We start from the raw sequence: 17675 nt of genomic DNA on the forward strand, positions 1-17675 counted from the left end.
CCCCCTGATCGCCTCAGCCGGATCGGCCTAGAAGCGCTTCGACAGCTCCACGCCGTACATGCGCGGCTCGTTGACGAAGGCTGTCAGGTTGTTGAAGTCGATGGCGCCGATGACATTGGCTTCATCGGTGATGTTGCGGACATAGGCCGCGGCTTCCAGACCCCGGTTCAGATCGCGCCAGCCTGCGCGCAGGCCGCCTTCGAAGGCCGTGTCCTGCATGAACTCGACCGATTCATAGAGGAAGAGGTTGAAGTCCTTCTGCACCACCCAGTCGGTCGAGGCGAACAGCTCCTGATCGTCGCCGATGGGACGGACGTAGGAGAGGGTCAGGTTGGCGGTATATTCCGGCGCCTGGGGGAAGGGGTTGCCGTCGACATTGGCGCGACGGGCGGTTCCGACCATGACGATGGGGTCGGTCACGGTGCAGTTGGCGCCGCAGACGGCCACCAGCAGGTTGCTGTCCTGGATCTCGGTGTGGTTCCAGGCGAAGCCCGCCGCCAGGCTGAAGCCTGCGCCTAGATAGACGTCGCCGTCGATTTCCACGCCATAGCCTTCGCCCTTGTCGGCGTTGATCAGGCGGTTGGAGTTGTCGGCGCCGCCGATGGCGGTGAACTGCATGTCGCTGACTTCATACAGATAGGCGGTGGCGTTCAGGCGGGCGCGGCCGTCCCACAGACGCGACTTCAGGCCGGCCTCATAGGACATGACGGTCTCGGAATCGGCCGTGGTCAGGACGGGCAGGTTGCGGCCCTGGATCGACGGACCGCGATAGCCGCTGGCCACGCGGGCGAACAGGTTCAGGCTGTCGTTGACCTCATACAGGGCGCTGACGTCCCAGCTGACCTGCTCGTCGCCGACCGAGATCTGGCCTTGGGCGTTAGCCGGCGTGCCGATGACCACCCGACCCTGATAGTCGCGGCTGTCGTCTGTGTAGCGCACGCCGCCGGTGACCTTCAGCGCGTCCGTGAGTTGGTAGTTGGCCTGACCGAAGATGGACCAGGAATCCGACTTCTGGGTGATGTCCGTCGCCTTGATTGGGATCAGGCCGCCGACGCCGTCGAACTGGTTTGCGGACACCAGGTTGATGCGCTCGTCCCAGTAGAAGGCGCCGACCTGCCAGCCGAGGCGGTTATCGCCGTTCGAGGTCAGGCGCAGTTCATAGGTGTTCTGCTTGAGGTCGCTGGACAGGGTGCCGCTTTCCGAACGGTAGGGGATGGCGCCGCTGTTGATCGGATCGTTCAGCACGCCGCCGTCGATGTCGCCGTCGCCCTGGCTGGAGCCCTGGTAGGCGCCGACCACGCCGGTCAGGGTGGCGGGACCGAAGTCATAGGCGACCTGCAGCGACTGCGAGGTGGTCTTCTGCTTCTGGAAGTTGTTGCGGCCGCCGTCGTAATAGACGGTGTCGCGGTCGAAGCGGTCGTTCAGCTCGTTCGAGCCCTTGGTCAGGACGTTGGCGCGGTTCATCGTGCCCGTGCCCTCATAGTCGCGGGCCTGCAAGGTCAGCAGGGTCGACAGGCGGTCGGTGGGGGTCCAGGCGACGTGGACGCGGCCGGCGATGTCGTCGAAGTTGCCGAGGTCCTTGCCGTCCGTCTTGGCGAAGGGGGCGTCAAAGGCGTTGTTGATGTAGTCGTCGCGGTGGTTCCACAGGCCGGCTACGCGCACCGACAGGGTGTCGGTCAGCGGCATGGTCACGCCGCCTTCGGCGCGGCTGGAGCCGTAGTTGCCATAGGTCAGGGAGCCGTACCCGGCGAAGTCCTGACCCGGCTTGGTGGTGTCGATCTTGATCACGCCCGCCGGGGTGTTGCGCCCGAACAGGGTGCCCTGCGGGCCGCGCAGCACTTCCAGCTGCTTGACGTCGAACAGGGGGAAGCCCTTCAGATAGACGCTCTCCAGCACGATCTCGTCCATCACCACCGAGACCGGCTGCGAAGCGGTGAAGTCGAAGTCCACGTTGCCGAGGCCGCGGATGTAGAAGCGCGGGGCGTAACGGCCGTTCGAGCTTTCGACCTGCAGGCTGGGGACGCGGCCCGACAGGCTGAGGATGTCGGCGCCGCCGGCCGAGATGGCGGTCAGGGTCTCGGGGTTCATCGCCGTGACGGCGAAGGGCACGTCGCGGATGTTCTCGCTGCGGCGCTGGGCGGTGACGACGATCTCGTCGACGCTGACGGCCTGTTCGGAGCCGTCAGCGGACTGCGCCATGGCGGGGGCGGCGAGGAGCAGGGCGAGGCTGCTGGCGGAAACGGCAAGGGCCGTAAGGCGAGGGGACATGGGGGGAGGTCCTCATTGAAACTGGCGAGGGCCTAGGTCCAGGGCGACGCTTTTTCCAGCGCCGAGAACGCCTGTTCGATGAAGCTTTCGCGACATGAACACGGTGGGCGAAAACTCCATCGCGTCCGCCGCGTGAGAGGAGCCAAGCTATTGTGCGGCGCAATGTCTCATGCGAAACGGCGGGGCTGCGCCGCCTGTTTTCGGTGAGAAGTTCCCGAATGCGCTGGGCGCGTCTGGCCGGGACTTCCCATGACGATCACCCCCCTCCATCGCCGTCGTTTCTTCCAGTTGATGGCCGCGGCTGGCGTTGCGCCGGGTCTGGCCGGTCTGTCCTCGGCGCCGGATGTGCGCGTACTGGGCCGCATCCTGGCCATGTCGGACCTGCATTCGGCCTATGAGCGGACGGGCCAGTTGCTGGCGGCGCTGGAGGCGGAGATCGCCAGTTCAGACGCGCCATGCCTGATCGCCATCGACGGCGACATCTTCGAGCACGGCAATGTCGTTTCGGTGCGGTCGGGCGGCGCCATCGACTGGGCCTTCCTGGGCGAGCTGCCGAAGCTGGCGCCCACGGTGGTCAATCTGGGCAATCACGACAACGACCTGACGCCCGACCTGCATGAGGTGGTGGCGCGGATGCGGTCGCTGGGGATCGTCGTCGTCAGCAATATCCTTGATGCGCGCTCCGGCCAGCCCTACGCCGAGGCCGCCGTGGCCGTGCCGCTGGGCGAACGCACGCTGCGCATCGTTGGGGCGGGAACGGATTCCCTGAACACCTATCCCAAGGCCAGCCGCGACTGGTTGTCGATCCCGGCTCCGGGAGACTGGGCGCAGGCGAACCTGACGCGCCTGCTGGAGGGCGCCGACCTGATGCTGGTGATGAGCCATGCCGGCGTGGCGGGGGATCGCGACATCCTGCCCCTGCTGCCGGACGGCGCCCTGATGATCGGCGGCCACAACCACCTGCTGTTCCAGCATGAGCAGGGCCGCAGCGCCTATGCCCACACCGGGTCGTGGAGCAACGCCTATACGACCGCGACCCTCTATGCTGACGGTCGGATCGAGGTCGGCTCGACGGCGGTGGATATGAACGCCGCCCCCTCGCCGCGTATAGCCGATCTGATCGCGACGACGCTGGCGACGACCCTTACGGATGAGGAAAAGGCCGTGCTGGGCGTCAGTCCGCGCGCGCTGACCCTGGGCGAGACGGGTCGCGCGGTCGCCGCCGCCATGGCCCGGGCGGCGGGCGTCGAGGCGGGCTTCATCGGCCACACCACCCTGGGGACCGGCCTGCCCGCCGGCCCGGTGACGCGTTACGCCTTTGACGCCGTGGTGCGGTTCGACGGCAAGCTGATGGTCGCCGAGGTGTCGCCGGAGCGGCTGAATAGCTTCATGGCGCGGGCCAACCAGGATCGACCCATGCCGCTGGCCGAGCGCAGCGGCGACTTCCTCTACGGCGCGGCGGAAGTGGCGGGCGGCAAGCCGACCGTGCGTCTGGTCACCACCGACTGGTGCGCCATGAACCAGGCCGAGTATTTCGGCGCGAGTGATCTGGTCTTCAGCGAGGTTCCGCAGGCGCGGGTCAAGGCGGCCGCAGCCGGGCTGCTAGGCGGCGCGACTTAGGGCCGAAGGCGCCTTCACGTACAGGCCTCTGCGCCCGGCGACGGGGCGGAAGGCGACGCTGTCGCTGTCGGGGCGTTCGTCGAGTCCAAGGAAGAGGCAGCCGTCGTCCACCAGCCGACGCTCCAGCCGGTCCAGCACCTGGGCGCGCCGCGCCGGTTCCAGATCACTGAGCACGTTGCGGCAGAAGATGACATCGAACTGGCGATCATCGGTCGGCTCGTCCAGCAGATTGGCGCGTTCGAACCTCACGGTGCTGCGCAGCTCGGGGCGGGCGCGCCATTGTTCGTCGGCCTGCTCGAACCAGCGAAGCATGCTGCGGGCCGACAGGCCGCGCTGGATTTCGAACGAGGTGTAGAGGCCCGACTGCGCCTTCTCGATCGACAGGCGCGACAGGTCCGTGGCGAGGATTTCGACGTCGGCGCTGTTTTCCAGCGCGGCGATGGCCAGGGAATAGGCTTCCTGACCGGTCGAGGCTCCGGCGGACCACAGTCGAACCTTGCCGCCGGGCCGGGCGGCCGTCAGGGCGGGCATCAGTTCACGGGCGAAGACGTCGAAGACGGCGCGGTCGCGGCGGAACCAGGTCTCGCCGTTCAACAGGGCCTCGATCACCGACCACCCAAGCGAGGCCACGGGCTTGTTCCACAGGGTCGCCAGCATGGCCTCGACGTTGTGGTAGCCCTCGCGGCGCGCCACCGGCCCCAGTCGGTGCTCGGCCAGATGCATCCGGTCGCGAGTCAGCCGAAAGCCGGCGCGTGACGCCAGCAAGGTCTGAAGACGATCGAAATCCTCCGGCGTCATGACGGTGACTGAACAGCTCCCACTTCGGCGAGTTTGGAGTGAAGGATCTCGCCGTCGAAAGGCTTCATAACATAATCGTCGGCTCCTGCGGACAGGGCTTCTGCAATCCGGTCGGCGCGGGTCTCGATGGTGCAGAACAGGACCTTGGGGGCGCGACCGCCCGGCAGGGCGCGCAGGCGGCGCAGGAAGGTCAGCCCGTCCATGACCGGCATCTGCCAGTCCAGCAGCACCACATAGGGCATGGCTCCCATGCAATAGGTCAGCGCCTCGGCGCCGTCTGCGGCCTCGTCCACCTCAAAGCCCAGCGTCTCAACAATGCGACGCGCGACCTTGCGGATGATCCGGCTGTCATCGACGATCAAACAGGTCTTGGGGTCCAAGGGCTTTATCCGGCTGCGCGCGAAACGAAAGCGCGCCTCGCATGATGATCGTTCCTGGGGGTTAACGGACGATGGGCGCTGTTGAAATCAGGCGGGCGTTCGGGCGATCAGACCGACCCGGCCCTCGTCGCAGGCGACGTCGAGACGCCCGCCGGCTTCGTTGACCGCCAGCCACAGCCAGTAGGGCTGGATCCATTGACCGGCCAGACCCTCTGTCAGTCGCTCGCCCTTGAGGCCGGTCAGGGCTTCGGGTTTGAGCCTGGCGCGCGCGCCTTCGGTAGAGCCGATCAGCAGCAGGCGGTCGTCTTCGCGTCGGACGGTGATCGTGGCGACGCCGCCGGTGGGCAGGGCGCCGAGCGTCATCCAGGCCAGGTTGATCAGGATGCGGGCCTGGGGCTTGGTGAAGGTCGTCCCCTCGGCGATGCGCCAGTCCAGCGTCGCGCGGCCGCCTTCCGACAGGTTGGCGACCAGACCGTGCAACTCCGCAGAGGCGAATTGCTCGCTGGTAGTCGCGGCGCCGAAGGCGACCCGGGCGAAATGGACGTGGGCGACCAGCTTCTTCGCGCTCTGGCGGATCAGGCTCATGGCGTCGTCGCGCATGTCCTGGGCGGTCGGGTCTTCCAGCAGGTCCAGGCCCGACATGATAGCCCCGGCCGGGCTGATGAAGTCGTGGCACAGCTTTCCCGCGATGAAGGCGGCCAGCTCGGCTCCGCCCATGGGCAGGTCGGCGGCGGCGAGGTCGGCCGAGGGCGAATGGGCGGAGGAGTCAGGGAAGGTCATCGTTCGAGCGGTCTGCTGGCGGGAATGGTCAAGGCTGACCTGATTTGCCGGTTCGTGAAACCGGTCGCATGGGCTATCGAAGGGGAACATGACGCACGCTCTTGAGACCGACCTCGCTTCCGGCGCCCTCGCCGAGACCATCGCCGACATCGCCGAGGAGGCCGCGCGCCTGATCCTGCCCTATTGGCGGGTCGGAACGGCGGTCGAGACCAAGTCTGACGCCAGCCCGGTGACCGAGGCCGATCGCGCCGCTGAAGCCCTGATCCTGATGCGGTTGGCCGAGCGCTGGCCCGAGGTTGATGCTGTGGCCGAAGAGGCTGTCGCCGCCGATGGGGCTCCGGTTTCTGTGGGGGACTGGTTCTGGCTGATCGACCCGCTGGACGGCACCAAGGGCTTTGTTCAGGGCCGCGAGAGCTTCACCGTCAACATCGCCCTGATCCAGGGCGACGCAGCCGTCGCGGGGGTGGTCACGGCCCCGGCGTCCAGCGTGACCTGGGCCTCCGCCATTCCGGGAAAGGGCGCCGTGCGCCGCGCCTTCGGCGAGGCCTGGCGGCCGATCAAGGTGCGCAACCGTCCGGCCGAGGGCATCGCCCTGCTGAGCCACAGCATGACTGACGAGGAGGCGACGCGTCTGGCGGCCCGTCACGGCTGCAGCCAGTGGCAGGGCACGGACTCATCGTTGAAATTCTGCCTGATCGCCGAGGGGCGATTCGACGCCTATCCGCGCACCGGCCCGACGAACGAATGGGATACGGCGGCGGGGCAGGCGGTCCTGGAAGCCGCCGGAGGCCGCGTTCTCGGCTCCGACGGACAGCGGCTGGCCTATCGCAAGCCGGGCTTCCTCAATGGGCCGTTCACGGCGATGGGCGGCTAGTTTCTGTCAGGCTGCGGCCGAACCCACGCGCGCCATTTCGATCTGGGCTGACAGCCCTGGCGGCAGGTCGCGTTCCGGCACGACGGCGAGGGCCTCCATCCGCTCCGGATTGACGGCGTCGACCATGACGCTGGCGATGGCCGGGTCGGTCAGGGTGAAGGCCAGGCAGATGGATTCGGCGTTCCAGTTGGGCGTCTGATGCAGGAAGGCGAAAGATCCGGCGTTGGCGAGGCCCTGTTCGACCGGCTTTGAACCGAAGCCGAACAGGCCCTTCTTTTTCGGCGCCGATCCGGCGCCGGCGGCCTTTCGCTCGGTCGACAGGCTTTCCGGAAAGTAGTCGTAGGTGAAGATGGCCATGTCGCGCTCGCGCGCGGCCCGCATTCGCGACCGGATGCGCCATTCCACATTGGCGTGGAAGGGCGTGTAGAGGACGTCAAAGGCGCCGGTCGAGACATAGACGTCCATGACCGGTGAATCGCCCGACACGCCCAGCAGCCGTACATGACCCGCCTTGCGCTGGGCCTTGAGCACGATAAGCGAGGCTTGCGGCAGTTCGTCATCAGCGGGCTCGTCCAACACCGCGACGTCGAACCAGCCCAGTCCCGAAGCGTGCAGCGCTCGGTCGATCGAACCGCTCAGCCCCTCGGCGGAAAAGTCGCGGAAACCCTTTCTGCGCCCGTCGCCGAGGCCGAGGGTCAGGCCGACGCAGACCAGTCGGCGCTCGACGTGACCCAGGGCTTCCCCGACGATCTCCGCCAGCACCGGGTCGGCGTTTTCGAGATGATAGCTGTTCACCCCGGCTTCGAGCGCCGTGAAGATCAGTTCGCTGACGGCGGCTCGACCCCGTCCCAGCGCCTCGGCGCCCAGGCAAAGGGTCAGGTTGGAGACCGCCGCGCCGGATGTGCCGAACGGACGATAGCGCATGGTCAGCCTGCCTCGACGGGAGCCGAGGTCTCCAGCGCCAGGGCGTGCAGTTCGCCGCCCATCTGACCCTTCAGCGCGCCATAGACCAGCTGGTGCTGACGCACGCGCGGCAGACCCTTGAAGGCGGCCGAGACGATCCGGGCGCGATAGTGGTCGCCGTCGCCGGCCAGGTCCTCGATGGCGATGTCCGCATCGGGAAAGGCCTCGACCAGATGGGCGCGCAGGACATCGACGGACATGGGCATTGCGGGACTCTTGAAGAAACGCTCGGGGGACTGTGAACGGTAAACCTTAATGAGGGCCGGCGCCCCTGTCAGCCCGCCACGGTGCGGGGCCGCTCATACAGGGTGACGGTCGAGCCCTTGTAGTCGGCCTCGGCATAGGGGCGGTAGCCCACCCGCTCGGCCAGCGTCACCGAGGGGGTGTTGTCCGGCGAGATCATGCAGACGGTGCGCGGCTCCAGCCGATAGGCGTCGGTCCAGGCCAGGGCGGCCTGAAGCGCTTCCTGCGCCAGGCCCTGACCCTGGAAGGCGGGCGCGACGCCCCAGCCCAGTTCAGGGGCGTCGAATGGAGGGGTAATGTCGCGGCGGTAGTCCAGCACGCCGACGCTGCCGACATAGGCGCCGGCAACCGTCTCGCGGATCGACCAGTTGCCGTAGCCCTTGGCCTGCCAGTGGCCCAGATCGCGCAGCAGCCGGAACCAGACCTCTTCTTCCGACAGGCCGCGTCCCATGATGTGCCGGGTGAAGTCGGCGTCGGCCCACAGGGCGACGAGGTCGTTCATGTCGCTGACGGCGACGGGGGTCAGGGTCAGGCGGTCGGTGGTCAGAACGGTCACATCAGTCCCAGTTGCTTGAAGCTGGCCACGCCTTCGCGGCCGACGATGAGATGGTCGTGGACCTGAAGGCTGAGCGAGCGGGCGGCCTCGACGACCTGCTTCGTCATGTCGATGTCCGCGCGGCTGGGGGTCGGGTCGCCCGAGGGGTGATTGTGGACGATGATCATGGCGCTGGCCGACAGCTCCAGCGCCCGGCGCACCACCTCGCGCGGATAGACAGGGGCGTGGTCGACCGTGCCCCGGTTCTGGATCTCGTCGAGGATCAGCTGGTTCTTCTTGTCGAGGTAGAGGACGCGGAACTGCTCGCGCGGCTCGTGCTGAAGGCTGAGGCGGACATAGGCCAGCAGCGCGGTCCACGACGTGATGACGGTGCGCTTGTTCGCCTCCTCCTTGGTCACGCGTCGCGAGACCTCGTGCAGGGCGGCCAGGTCCAGGGCGGTCTCGGCGCCGACGCCCTTGGAGCGACCGCGCGAGTCCTCGGCGCGGACCGTCATCAGGTCCTCGACCGAGGCGGCCAGGACGGCGGCCAGCGAGCCGAAGCGGCTCAGCAGGGCCTTGGCTATGGGTTTGACGTCGCCCTGCGGCTGGCTGCGGAACAGGAAGAGCTCCAGCAGTTCATAGTCGGGCAGGTGGTGGATGCCGGCGCCGCGCGCACGTTCGCGCAGCCGCTCGCGATGACCGGCGTGGTGCGGCCTGGCCTGCTTTGGAATTGCTCCCGTGACGCCGTCGGACACGATGCCCCCACCCGCTCATCCCCGCGGACGCGGGGACCCAGTCCTAGGATCGGACGCTAGCTTGTCCGTGGCAGGGATCAAGCGCTGGATTGCGGGGCCAAAGCTCTGGGTCCCCGCTTCCGCGGGGTTGAGCGGGGTCTAGAATTGCGGGCGGAACAGGCCCTTGGGCGAGGCGGTGAAGATTTCCAGCCCGTCTTCGGTCACGCCGATGGTGTGCTCGCACTGCGACGACAGCGATTTGTCACGGGTCACGGCGGTCCAGCCGTCGGACAGGACCTTCACCGCCGGCTTGCCCAGGTTCACCATCGGCTCGACAGTGAAGAACATGCCGGGCTTCAGCACCGCGCCCTCGCCACGACGGCCGTAGTGCAGGACGTTGGGGCTGTCATGGAAGACGCGGCCGATGCCGTGGCCGCAGAAGTCCCGGACCACGCTCATGCGCTGGGCCTCGACGTATTTCTGGATGGCGAAGCCGATGTCGCCGAAGGTGTTGCCCGGCTTGACCTGGGCCAGGCCCAGTTCGAGAGATTCATAGGTGACGTCGATCAGCTTCTTCGCCCGCGCATTGATCTCGCCGACCGGATACATGCGGCTCGAGTCGCCATGCCAGCCATCGACGATGACGGTGTGGTCGATGTTGACGATGTCGCCTTCCTTCAGGACCTTGTCGCCCGGAATGCCGTGGCAGACGACATGGTTGATCGAGGTGCAGACCGTCCTGGTATAGCCCTTGTATCCCAGGCAGGCGGGAATGCCGCCGCGGGCCAGGGTAAACTCGCGCACCAGATCGTCCAGTTCGCCAGTGGTGACGCCTGGCTTCACATGTTCGCCGATCATGTCCAGGGCCTCGGCCACCAGACGGCCGGCCTTGCGCATGCCTTCGAAGGCCTCTGCATCATGGATGCGGATTTCGTGGCTGCGGACGAAGGCGTCGTTATCCAGGTCGGGGGTCTCGTACATGATCTGCTTTCGGCGCCGCGCGGACGGGGAGGGCGGCTGTTTCTTCGGCTCAGATGGCGAGACTAGCACAAAAGCTCAACCCCGTCAGGCGGCGACGATGACGCGGCGGAAGGCGGCGCCTATCTGAAGGGCATGACCAGGTCGTCCTCTCCAACCGCACCCCGCGCCGCTGTCCTGATCATCGGGGACGAAATCCTGTCCGGCCGGACCCGGGACACCAACCTGAACACCATCGCCCGCTTTCTCGCGGCCCTGGGCGTCGATCTGATGGAAGCGCGGACGGTGGGCGATCGGCAGGATCAGATTGTGGCGGCGCTGAACGCCCTGCGCTGCGCTTACGACTATGTCTTCACCACCGGCGGCATCGGCCCGACCCATGACGACATCACCACCGACGCCGTGGGCGCCGCCTTCGGCGTCGCTGTCCAGGAACATCCTGACGCCCTGGCGATCCTCGAGCGGCGCTACGGCCCCGGCGAGTTCAACGCCGCGCGGCGGCGCATGGCCCGTATTCCAGAGGGCGGCAGCCTGATCGCCAATCCGGTGACGGATGCGCCTGGCTTCCAGATTGAGAATGTCTTCGTCATGGCCGGCGTGCCCAGGATCATGGAGGCCATGCTGCAGGACGTGGCTCCGCGCCTGCGGACGGGGGCGGTGGTTCATGCGCGGACGATCCGCGTCCTCGGCGTCGGCGAGGGCGCGATCGCCGAGGTTCTGCGCGCCGCCGCAGACGCGCGTCGCGACCTGTCGTTCGGCAGCTATCCGTTCGGGTTCGGCGGCGAGGGGGCGGTCGGAACCCAGCTGGTGATCCGTGGGCGTGACGAGGTCGAAGTTGACCTTGCGGAACACGATCTTTGCCGAGAACTGCGTTCTTTGGGTATTAGCGTTGCCGTAACGTAACCTCACCAAGGTGTGAAATTGTGCGACTTCGCCGCCACGGTTTTGCCGATTTGCGGTCCGACAGGGGCCGTTGGCGCAACGCTTTCATGACACAGGCGCTGTGGCTGTTAGCGTCGCCTCCCTCCCCGAACAACGACCCGTCGCCTCAGTAAGGACGGGCGGTCCACATAGGTGAAACAGTAATGACTCCCAGGAACATGGCTCGCATCAGCGGTCTCGCCGTCCTTATGGCCTCCGTCGCAGCGCCGGCCTTCGCCGGCTCCTTCTATCTGCAGGAACAGTCGGTGCGCGGCGCCGGACGCGCCTTCTCGGGCGAGGCTGCGGATCGCGGCGTGGGCTCGATGTGGTGGAACCCCGCCGCCATCGCCCGCAGCGGCCGTGAAGTCTCGGTCGGCATGCACGGCATCAAGATCGATTCCGAGGTCAAGAACAACGGCTCCTATGTCACCTATCCGGGCGGCGCCAATGTTCCGGTGACCAATCCGCGCAACACCAACGTCGACCCGATCGAAAGCGGCCTGGTGCCCAACTTCGCCTTCGCCACCCCCGTCGGCGACCGCTTCGCCGTCGGCCTGTCGGTGGCGGCCCCCTACAACTTCACCACCAAGTACGAGCAGAGCTCCTTCACCCGCTACGACGCCCTGACGTCGGAGCTGCGCTCGGCCAACGCCGGCCTGACCGTGGCCTATCAGGTCAACGACTGGCTGGACATCGGCGCGGGCCTGGACGCCCAGTTCGTCAAGGCCAAGCTGACCTCGGCCCTGCCCAACCTGTCGCCGCTGCTGCCGGACGGCTCCAATACGCTGGAAGGCGACGGCTGGGGCTATGGCTGGAACGTCGGCGCCCAGGCGCACAAGGGGCCGTGGGACTTTGGTCTGAGCTACCGCTCCAAGATCGAGCATGAGCTGGATGGCGACATCGCCATCGCCGGTCTGCTGGGGCCGCTGGCCGGCAGCAATGTCGCCACCGCCGGCCAGGCCAGCTTCAACACGCCGTGGTTCGCTTCGGCCTCAGTCCGTTATGCGGTCAACGACAAGCTGACGCTGAACGCCCAGGTCAATCGCATCGGCTGGAGCGAGTTCGAGGCCATCGACGTCGAGTACGCAGGCGGCGGCGACTCGATCCACCAGAACTACAAGGACGTGACGACGGGCGCGATCGGCCTGGACTACGCCCTCAGCGACAAGACCACCCTGCGCGCCGGCGTCGGCTATGACCCGACCCCGACCCGCGACAGCCTGCGCACGGCCCGCATCCCGGACGCTGACCGCCTGCTGTTCTCGGTCGGGGGGTCGACCGAGGTGACCGAGGGCGTGACCTTCGACGCCGGTCTGACCTACATCGCCTTCAGCGACAGCGATATCTTCGACGACCGCACCTTCTATGCGGGTACGCCGGCGGCGACCACTTCGCACCTGCGCGGTACGGCCGAAGGCTCGGCCCTGGTCGTCTCGATGGGCGCGCGCTGGGCCTTCTGATCCACGCGGACGGCTGACATGGAAACGGCGGCTCCCTTGCGGGGGCCGCCGTTTTTCTTTGATGCCCCCTTCCATTGGAACGGGAGCACTGGCAGCGGGTCGCGCACATGAAAACGCCGGGCTCTCGAGGAGAGCCCGGCGCTTCTGTCGTGTCGTCGATCCTAAGGATCAGCCTTGCGAGCTGTAGCCCTTGCCGCCGTTGGACGGGCGACGGCTGCGCGGACGGCGCTGCATCTCACCGACCGGCTTGGGCTCGGCCGAGGGGGTCGCGCGGGGCGAGGACTTCGGACGCTCGCCCGCCATCGGATCATAGACGGCGGCCGGGCGCTCGGCGTGGTGGGTGCGGTCGCGGCCCGGGCCGGGCTTGCGCTGACGGTGCGGCTGGCCACCGCCTTCCGGCTTGACGCCGTCGCGACGCGGGTTGCGGCTGCGGTTACGGCCTTCGCCGCCCTCGCCGCCGCCACGCCCGCCCCGGCCTTCACGCTCGGGCAGGGTGGCCTTCTGCTTGACGCCGGCGGCCATGATCGAGGCGTCGAGCATGCCCAGGGCCTTGTCGTTGCGGCGGTCGATGGCCGGGATCTTCTGGCGCGTGACCTTTTCGATGTCCTTGAGCAGCTTCATCTCGTCGCCGGCGACGAAGCTGATCGCCGTGCCGTCAGCGCCGGCGCGGGCCGTACGGCCGATGCGGTGCACATAGGCTTCCGGCACATAGGGCAGCTCGAAGTTCACGACGTGCGTGACCTTGTCCACGTCGATGCCGCGGGCGGCGATGTCGGTGGCGACCAGGACGCGCAGCTTGCCCTGCTTGAAGGCTTCGAGGGCGCGTTCGCGTTGCGACTGGCTCTTGTTGCCGTGGATGGCGCCGGCTTCGACGCCGCCGGCTTCCAGATAGGCCGCAACCTTGTCGGCGCCGTGCTTGGTCTTGGTGAAGACCAGGCAGCGCGTATAGGCCGAGTCAGAGAAGAGCTCGGTCAGCAGGGCGCGCTTGCGGCCTTGCTCGATGTGGACGACCGACTGCTTGATGCGCTCGACCGTGGTGGCCTGCGGCGTGACCTGGACCTTGACCGGATCCTTCAGCAGCTCGCCGGCCAGCTTGCCGATCTCCGACGGCATGGTGGCCGAGAAGAACAGGTTCTGACGCTTGGCCGGGATGCGGCTGACGATCTGACGAATGGGCTTGATGAAGCCCAGGTCCAGCATCTGGTCGGCTTCGTCGAGGACGAAGATTTCCGTTTGCGACAGGTCCAGCGTCTTCTGTTGCAGGTGGTCCAGCAGACGGCCGGGAGCGGCGACCAGGACGTCGAGGCCCTGTTGCAGCGCGCGTTCCTGCGGGCCGTACTTGACGCCGCCGAAGATGACGGCGACGCGGAAGCCCAGGTGCTGGCCGTACTGCTTGAAGCTGTCGGCGATCTGGGTGGCCAGTTCACGGGTGGGCGACAGGATCAGGCAGCGCGTGGTGCGCGGCTTGGGCGCGATGCGGTTCTCGGCCAGACGATGCAGGATCGGCAGGGCGAAGGCCGCAGTCTTGCCGGTGCCGGTCTGGGCGATGCCCAGCAGGTCCTTGCCCAGCATGACGTCGGGGATGGCCTTGGCCTGGATCGGCGTCGGCTTGGTGTAGCCGGTCGCTTCAAGGGCCTGGAGGAGGGCCTTGTTCAGGCCCATGGATTCAAAAGTGGTATTGCTCACGTAGCGTCTTTCGCATGCGGCGAAGCGGCATCCTTGATGCGTGCGGTCAGAAGGCTCCGCCTTCTTGACCCGACGCACGCTGGAAGAGACGCCTCGCCAATCCCGATAGAGCTTCGGAATGAAGCCGTCGGGGTGGATCGGGGCGTCGCCCCGCGTGTCCGGACGACGTAATGACTCTGAGGTCTTGCCGGCTGCGTCTGCAATCAGGTCTTCATGGAGGAAGACCCACACGCGTTGCAGGAAGCCGGCCATCGCATGGTGCGATGCAGCGCAGATGGGCCTCAATAAGGGCCAAGTCAAGGCGGCGCGCTCGCCGCCTTGCAAGAATAGCGTCAGGCCTGGCCGTTCAGGGCGGCGTAGACCTGCGCGTATCGCCCGTCGATCTCGGCGCGGCGCAGGGGTTTGACCCGTTCGACCAGAATCTCGCCGCGCGGGGTTTCGCCCCGCTCGATCAGCCCGATGACCTCGGCCGTATAGTCGGCCAGCGGCATGGAGGCGGGGTTGTCGGCATGGCCTGGCATGAGATCGGTGGCCACCGCGGGCGGCGCCAGTTCCAGCACCTCGATCGCCGTGTCAGCCAGCTGGGTGCGCAGCGACTGGGTCCATGAGTGGATAGCGGCCTTGGTGGCGTTGTAGGTCGGCGTGGCGGCCAGCGGGACAAAGGCCAGGCCTGAGGTGACCGTCACGACCGTCGATGCTTCCCGGGTCCGCAGATGGGGCAGAAGCGCCATGGTCAGCCGGATCGGACCCAGTAGGTTGGTGGCGATGGTCGTCTCGGCCGTCTCCAGCGAGAAGGGATCGGCTGTCAGGTCCTCGGGCGTCATGACGCCGGCGTTGTTGATGACGACGTTCAGGTCGGGATGGTCCTGTGCGATCCGCGCGGCGACGACGCGGATGGCGGCGGCGTCCGCCATGTCGAGGATAGCCCAGGCCATGCCGGGATTGGCCTCGGCGACGGCTTGCAGCGGGGCCTGGCGACGACCGGTGATGATGATGCGGTTGCCCCGCGCGTGCAGGGCCTCAGCCAGGGCGCGGCCGATGCCGCTGCCGCCGCCGGTGATCAGGATGGTGTTGCCGGTGATCTTCATGTGGGGCTCCTTCGACGCATGGTGTCGCGCTGGAGGTCGAGCTATGAGCTATGCTCTCTATTGGAAAGTAGGCACCAGAAACCGCCATACTTACCTCATGGAAAGATTTGGATATGGCTGACCTTCCCCCGGCGAGAATTTCGCCGCCGCATAGCGACGAGCCGGGCGATCCTCGTGTCGAGGCCCTGGTCAATGAGGTGATAGGCCGGGTGGCGGACAAGTGGACCATGCTGATCCTCGAGGTGCTGGAGCAGCATGGCGAGCAGCGTTTCACCCGCGTGGGCGATCTGGTTGGCGGCATCAGCCAGAAGATGCTGACCCAGACCCTGCGTCAGATGGAACGTGACGGTCTGGTGGTGCGCACCGTGCACCCGGTGATCCCGCCGCGGGTGGACTATCGCCTGACCGATCTGGGCCTGACCCTGGCCGAGGCCTTCTGCGGGGTCTGGACCTGGGCCGAGAAGAACCTTGATCGGATCGAGACTGCACGCGAGGCCTTCGACGCGCGCCGGATTAGCCCAGCAGGCTGACCGCCATATTGACGGCCAGGGCCAGGATCACCGTATTGAACAGGAAGGCGACCAGACTGTGCAGGGTGGCGAGCCGGCGCAGCTTTTGACTACTGATCTGGATGTCGGCGGTCTGGTTGGCGACGCCGATGATCAGGGCGAAATGCAGGAAGTCCCAGTAGTCGGCCTCGGCCTGGCCAGGGAAGATCAGCCCCTGGCGATCGCCCTTGCCCCCGTCTTTCGGGGCATAGAACTCGTGGGCGTAGTGGAGGGTGAAGATGACGTGCACGAACAGCCAGGACAGGGCGATGACGCCGAGTGAGAAGAGCGCTGAGGTCGCGGAAGGTTTGCCGCCTGCGGCCTCCATGACGATGATGAAGACGCTGGCCGCCGCCGCCAGCAGGCTGAGCGGCAGGACGGCCCCGCCCGCCTGATCCATCTCGGCGGCGCGCCTGCGAATAGCCTCGACCGAACGCCCGCGTATCAGCCGGGCGAAGGTCACGATCAGGAAGGTTCCGGCGCCCGCGCCCCATCCCGCCGCGATCCGCGTCGGCCAGTCCCATTGGCCCGGGGTCAGGGCGATGACCGCGACCAGGACCGCCAGCCCCAGCCACAGGGCGGCGTGCAGACGGTAGAGGCGGGCGATCCAGCGCATGGGGGATGATGGCGCGGTTCTGCGACGGGGGCCAGAGCCGGGGTGGCGTCTGAACGAATCCCGGGCCGGCCCGTTGAACCGGGCTGGAGGACCGGATCATGGCTGCACGACCCACCTGGCAGGGACATCTGAAGCTGTCGCTGGTGACCTGTCCGGTCGCCCTCTACACCGCCACGAGCAGCGCCAGTGACGTGCGCTTTCACCTGATCAACCCGGCCACCAACAACCGCATTCGCATGGTGACGACCGACCCGGACACAGGGCCGGTCGAGCGCTCCGACCTGGTGAAGGGCTATGAGGTGTCCAAGGACGAGTATGTCCTGTTCGACGAGGCCGACTTCGACAGGGTGAAGCTGGAGAGCACCAAGACCATCGCCATCGACCAGTTCGTCGACGAGGCGGACATCGACCGTCTGTACTGGGACGATCCCTTCTATGTGGTGCCGGAGAAGGGCGTGGGTGTCGAAGCCTTCGCCGTGATCCGCGAGGCGATGAAGACGGCGGGCAAGATCGCCCTGGGCCAGCTGGTCCTGCGCGGCAAGGAGCGGCAACTGGCGCTGGAGGTCCACGGCAAGGGCCTGGTGGCCTATACCCTGCGCGCTCACGACGAGGTGCGGGACGCCGACGACTTCTTCGATGACATCCCGACGGTCAAGGCCGACCCCGACATGGTGGAGATCGCCGCCCGCATCATCGGCCAGAAGGAGGCGGACTTCGATCCGACCCGCTTCCACGACGGTTATGACGAGGCGCTGAAGGAAATGATCAAGGCCAAACAGAAGGGCGGCAAGGGCGTGGTGGCGGTGGCCGAACCGGACGACACCAATGTCATCGACCTGATGGCGGCGCTGAAGGCCAGCTTGAAGGGCCCGGCGTCGAAAGCGGCGCCCGCCAAGTCTGCCGCCAAGAAGGCCGCGCCGAAGAAGAAGGCCGGATGATCAGCGCTTCTTGCCCAGTTCGGCGGCGATGTCCTTGGTCATGCGGCCGACCTTGCGGTGGGCGGCGGTGATCTGGTCCCTGGTCACGCCCCAGCGCTTCATGAAGTATTCGACGGACTGACGCTCGGACAGGTCGATCCGATCCTTGTCGATGAAGCCGCGCTTGTCCTTGAGGCCCGCCATGAGGGTGTCCCTTGATCCGTAAAGACAAAGACTAGCACCAAGGCGGCGAAAAGGCCCCTCCT

General features: G+C 66.9%; 19 protein-coding genes. 6 read left to right on the forward strand and 13 right to left on the reverse strand.

All coding sequences use genetic code 11. The features are described from left to right. Positions 1-27: 27 nt before the first annotated feature. On the reverse strand, positions 28-2268 hold the full coding sequence (locus ACOZBP_RS07905) for a TonB-dependent receptor (RefSeq protein WP_422675855.1): 2241 nt from the start codon (positions 2266-2268) through the stop codon (positions 28-30). Between the two features lie 249 nt (positions 2269-2517). On the opposite strand from ACOZBP_RS07905, the gene ACOZBP_RS07910 reads away from it, so the two are divergent. Then, positions 2518-3888 carry a metallophosphoesterase gene (locus tag ACOZBP_RS07910; protein WP_422675856.1) on the forward strand — a complete coding sequence of 457 codons (1371 nt, stop codon included), beginning with the start codon at positions 2518-2520 and terminating at the stop codon, positions 3886-3888. On the opposite strand, the gene ACOZBP_RS07915 is transcribed toward ACOZBP_RS07910, so the two are convergent. From ACOZBP_RS07915 to chpT, 3 genes are all read right to left on the reverse strand, one after another. Continuing rightward, complete coding sequence (locus ACOZBP_RS07915; RefSeq protein ID WP_422675857.1) at positions 3871-4686, reverse strand: CheR family methyltransferase; 816 nt, start codon at positions 4684-4686, stop codon at positions 3871-3873. The two genes, ACOZBP_RS07910 and ACOZBP_RS07915, sit on opposite strands and share 18 nt — an antisense overlap. Further along, positions 4683-5066, reverse strand: coding sequence for a response regulator (locus tag ACOZBP_RS07920; RefSeq protein WP_422675858.1), 384 nt, complete (start codon positions 5064-5066; stop codon positions 4683-4685). The genes ACOZBP_RS07915 and ACOZBP_RS07920 overlap by 4 nt, the downstream gene beginning before the upstream one ends. 87 nt (positions 5067-5153) lie before the next feature. Beyond that, a complete protein-coding gene (gene chpT, locus ACOZBP_RS07925) occupies positions 5154-5846 on the reverse strand; it encodes a histidine phosphotransferase ChpT (RefSeq protein WP_422675859.1) in 693 nt (230 codons plus the stop codon). 88 nt (positions 5847-5934) lie between these two features. Between chpT and cysQ the strand changes: the two genes are divergently transcribed. After that, positions 5935-6720, forward strand: coding sequence for a 3'(2'),5'-bisphosphate nucleotidase CysQ (gene cysQ, locus ACOZBP_RS07930; protein WP_422675860.1), 786 nt, complete (start codon positions 5935-5937; stop codon positions 6718-6720). Between the two features lie 6 nt (positions 6721-6726). Here the strand turns inward: cysQ and ACOZBP_RS07935 are convergent, their stop codons facing one another. The 5 genes from ACOZBP_RS07935 to map form a co-directional block, all read right to left on the reverse strand. Next, on the reverse strand, positions 6727-7644 hold the full coding sequence (locus ACOZBP_RS07935; protein WP_422675861.1) for an oxidoreductase: 918 nt from the start codon (positions 7642-7644) through the stop codon (positions 6727-6729). Positions 7645-7646: 2 nt separating this feature from the next. Further along, entirely contained in the window at positions 7647-7889 is a 243-nt protein-coding gene (locus tag ACOZBP_RS07940; RefSeq protein ID WP_422675862.1) for a BolA/IbaG family iron-sulfur metabolism protein, read from the reverse strand. A gap of 68 nt (positions 7890-7957) precedes the next feature. Next, entirely contained in the window at positions 7958-8482 is a 525-nt protein-coding gene (locus tag ACOZBP_RS07945; RefSeq protein WP_422675863.1) for a GNAT family N-acetyltransferase, read from the reverse strand. Continuing rightward, a complete protein-coding gene (gene radC, locus ACOZBP_RS07950; RefSeq protein WP_422675864.1) occupies positions 8479-9216 on the reverse strand; it encodes a RadC family protein in 738 nt (245 codons plus the stop codon). The genes ACOZBP_RS07945 and radC overlap by 4 nt, the downstream gene beginning before the upstream one ends. Positions 9217-9354: 138 nt before the next feature. Next, positions 9355-10176 carry a type I methionyl aminopeptidase gene (gene map, locus ACOZBP_RS07955; RefSeq protein ID WP_422675865.1) on the reverse strand — a complete coding sequence of 274 codons (822 nt, stop codon included), beginning with the start codon at positions 10174-10176 and terminating at the stop codon, positions 9355-9357. Between the two features lie 132 nt (positions 10177-10308). Here map and ACOZBP_RS07960 point away from each other — a divergent pair, with 132 nt between their 5' ends. After that, positions 10309-11076, forward strand: coding sequence for a competence/damage-inducible protein A (locus ACOZBP_RS07960; RefSeq protein ID WP_422675867.1), 768 nt, complete (start codon positions 10309-10311; stop codon positions 11074-11076). Positions 11077-11273: 197 nt separating this feature from the next. Next, entirely contained in the window at positions 11274-12554 is a 1281-nt protein-coding gene (locus ACOZBP_RS07965; protein ID WP_422675868.1) for an OmpP1/FadL family transporter, read from the forward strand. A 168-nt stretch (positions 12555-12722) separates the two neighbouring features. Here ACOZBP_RS07965 and ACOZBP_RS07970 read toward each other — a convergent pair whose 3' ends face one another. Next, positions 12723-14216 carry a DEAD/DEAH box helicase gene (locus ACOZBP_RS07970; protein ID WP_422675917.1) on the reverse strand — a complete coding sequence of 498 codons (1494 nt, stop codon included), beginning with the start codon at positions 14214-14216 and terminating at the stop codon, positions 12723-12725. Between the two features lie 356 nt (positions 14217-14572). Continuing rightward, positions 14573-15328 carry an SDR family oxidoreductase gene (locus tag ACOZBP_RS07975; protein ID WP_422675869.1) on the reverse strand — a complete coding sequence of 252 codons (756 nt, stop codon included), beginning with the start codon at positions 15326-15328 and terminating at the stop codon, positions 14573-14575. Positions 15329-15441: 113 nt separating this feature from the next. Here ACOZBP_RS07975 and ACOZBP_RS07980 point away from each other — a divergent pair, with 113 nt between their 5' ends. Further along, complete coding sequence (locus ACOZBP_RS07980; RefSeq protein WP_422675870.1) at positions 15442-15858, forward strand: winged helix-turn-helix transcriptional regulator; 417 nt, start codon at positions 15442-15444, stop codon at positions 15856-15858. Here the strand turns inward: ACOZBP_RS07980 and ACOZBP_RS07985 are convergent. After that, positions 15842-16492, reverse strand: coding sequence for a DUF1345 domain-containing protein (locus tag ACOZBP_RS07985; RefSeq protein ID WP_422675871.1), 651 nt, complete (start codon positions 16490-16492; stop codon positions 15842-15844). The genes ACOZBP_RS07980 and ACOZBP_RS07985 overlap by 17 nt on opposite strands. Before the next feature lie 98 nt (positions 16493-16590). Between ACOZBP_RS07985 and ACOZBP_RS07990 the strand changes: the two genes are divergently transcribed. Next, positions 16591-17430: a Ku protein gene (locus ACOZBP_RS07990; RefSeq protein ID WP_422675872.1), complete on the forward strand. Its 840-nt coding sequence runs from the start codon at positions 16591-16593 to the stop codon at positions 17428-17430. Here ACOZBP_RS07990 and ACOZBP_RS07995 read toward each other — a convergent pair whose 3' ends face one another. Beyond that, positions 17431-17613, reverse strand: coding sequence for a DUF3606 domain-containing protein (locus ACOZBP_RS07995; protein WP_422675873.1), 183 nt, complete (start codon positions 17611-17613; stop codon positions 17431-17433). Positions 17614-17675 lie beyond the last annotated feature (62 nt).

This window comes from Brevundimonas sp. NPDC058933 (assembly GCF_049315965.1).
Taxonomy (GTDB): Bacteria; Pseudomonadota; Alphaproteobacteria; order Caulobacterales; family Caulobacteraceae; genus Brevundimonas.